This window comes from Microcoleus sp. C2D2 (assembly GCF_036702495.1).
In the GTDB taxonomy this organism is placed as follows: Bacteria; Cyanobacteriota; Cyanobacteriia; order Cyanobacteriales; family Microcoleaceae; genus Microcoleus.
The window spans coordinates 1-1916 of sequence record NZ_JAUBTO010000360.1; the positions used below are offsets into that span (position 1 = coordinate 1).

At 41.1% G+C, this 1916-nt stretch carries 4 protein-coding genes; all 4 read right to left on the bottom strand.

Annotated elements, in window-relative coordinates:
- The coding region (locus QUB61_RS39130; RefSeq protein WP_445300344.1) for a hypothetical protein at positions 1–467 on the bottom strand (467 nt) is incomplete at its 3' end.
- The gene (locus QUB61_RS39135) at positions 464–1216 is read right to left on the bottom strand and encodes a hypothetical protein (protein ID WP_333136826.1); all 753 of its coding nucleotides are present in this window, start codon (positions 1214–1216) and stop codon (positions 464–466) included. The genes QUB61_RS39135 and QUB61_RS39130, both read right to left, overlap by 4 nt.
- A gap of 81 nt (positions 1217–1297) precedes the next feature.
- On the bottom strand, positions 1298–1669 hold the full coding sequence (locus tag QUB61_RS39140; protein ID WP_333136824.1) for a hypothetical protein: 372 nt from the start codon (positions 1667–1669) through the stop codon (positions 1298–1300).
- 2 nt (positions 1670–1671) lie between these two features.
- Positions 1672–1797 carry a hypothetical protein gene (locus QUB61_RS39145; protein WP_333136822.1) on the bottom strand — a complete coding sequence of 42 codons (126 nt, stop codon included), beginning with the start codon at positions 1795–1797 and terminating at the stop codon, positions 1672–1674.
- Between the last annotated feature and the right edge of the window lie 119 nt (positions 1798–1916).

Below are 1916 nucleotides of genomic sequence, written 5' to 3' on the forward strand. Positions count from 1 at the left end.
AGCAAGTAGAAACAGTTTTTCTCAATCGAAAAAGTAGACGGATCTACCCATCGAATCTGATTAATATCATTCTTGATACTCGCAGCGGTAGAACGCGCGTTAAGAATGCTACCTGTGACACGAGAAAAAATTTTGATACATTCCGACTTGCCCGAACCTGGTTCACCTCTTAATTCAAGTATGGGAAGGATATCGCACAGAACACTAGGGATAGAGGCGTAGGCGGCAAGTAGTGGGTAAGCAATTTCAGGGTTAGGGATTGCAACAGTTAAACGAAAAAGATTTTCGATTTTTTTGCCAATTGATTCACCCTCAATCAAAAGTTTATCGCTATCATCCTGCTTCAATCTTTTAAGCCTCGCATACCTGCCTATATCTAACTCATCACTTCCCGTAGTCTCCTGTCCTTCGTCGAGAGGGTTTTGTAAAGCTTGCTGAATTTCTGGCGGCAAATCTTTTTGGGTCATTTCCACATCCCGGTAATTAGTTCAAGCGTTTTGACGAGTGTTAGCTGTGATTCTCGCCCTTCGGGGGTAGATTGTTCCATCGCAAGCAAGCTACCTAATTCGCACAAAGAATTGACAGGGTAGTCTTTGCCCAAGTGGTGCTTCAAGAACTCCCACCTTGCCTCTAGTTTCTCGCTTTCAGTCTCAGGTTTTTGGTAAGTTTTTCCACCCCCAAAATTTGAAGAAGTAGTTTTTAGTAACTCCTTGTCACTGTCAGTTAACAGTTTGGAATCTGTATTGACAGCGACAACTGTATTTTTGACTTTTGCCTCCCAGTAAGCTATTACCGCTTCCTCTTGGGGGACTTTCATGTCCTCTAAAAATTGAGGTGCTACATAGGGGGCAATAACTATTGAGACAACGTCACTATTAATGTTTTTTAAAACATCTTTAGCGAACACGTAAAGGTAGTTTTCACTAGGTTCTACTTCTTTGTCTTCAAACTTTCTCGCTTCATTATTCCAGGTAGGTTTTTTGTCTTTGTAAAAACTCAAAAGAACTTTTTGACCGTCAACCTTCCAGGCTTTATCTTTCGAGCTTTCGACTCCGACACATTGAAATGACAGAATCCCGTAAAAGCTTACGCATCTGTCGTCTACGGCGTAACACGCCTCGGTAAAAACAATCCGATCGTGCATAGTCACACGATCGGATGCGACAAATAGACGATGAGGTTTGTTGTCTTTGCCTTCGTAGAAATTTACTGTCATGATTTTGGGAGTGATTGGGTGTATTTGAGTGTATTTTCTGGTTTAGCCGGCAACTGTAGCCGGCTATTTGTAAGAATGAACTTAAATGTAAAGATGAGGTTTGCAGAAAGCTCGAAACAGTTCGCGGGCGTTTTCCTTTGAAGGCTGTTCTCGACAATAGTCAGTAAAGTCAGTTACAACCTCAGCCAGCAAGGCAACTAGCTCGTTGTTGTCACCTTCAAACACCTCCTGCCTAACCCCGTCAAACAAGAGTTGATAAAACTCTTGCAAAAAGCAATACTTGATGTAATTCGCGTCGTAGTGGATAAACCTCGGCTTGACTGTTGCTGTCTGAGGGCTTTCAGTTTTGAGGAACGATTTTTTGTACTGAATCATCCCATCTTCTTGAAGCATTTCAATTTGAGGTGAAATAAGGCTTCTAGTCTCGTGCCAGGGTGTAGTCTCGATTTCCATTGTTATTCTCCAAAAATTAACTCAAGTTTTTCTTCGAGCGTTGCTGCTAAGTGAAACAGAGATGATTTTACTTCACTTGGTAACTTTAAGGATGCGTAGTTACTAGCCACAAAAAGTATTTGTTGCATAGTAACTTTATTGGATGCACACAACATTAAATGTTTGAGTCGTGCCATTACTCACAAGTTAAGCTAAAAGCACTATTGTCAATGAGTAAAATTACTCATCTTTTACCTGTTGACCCAAT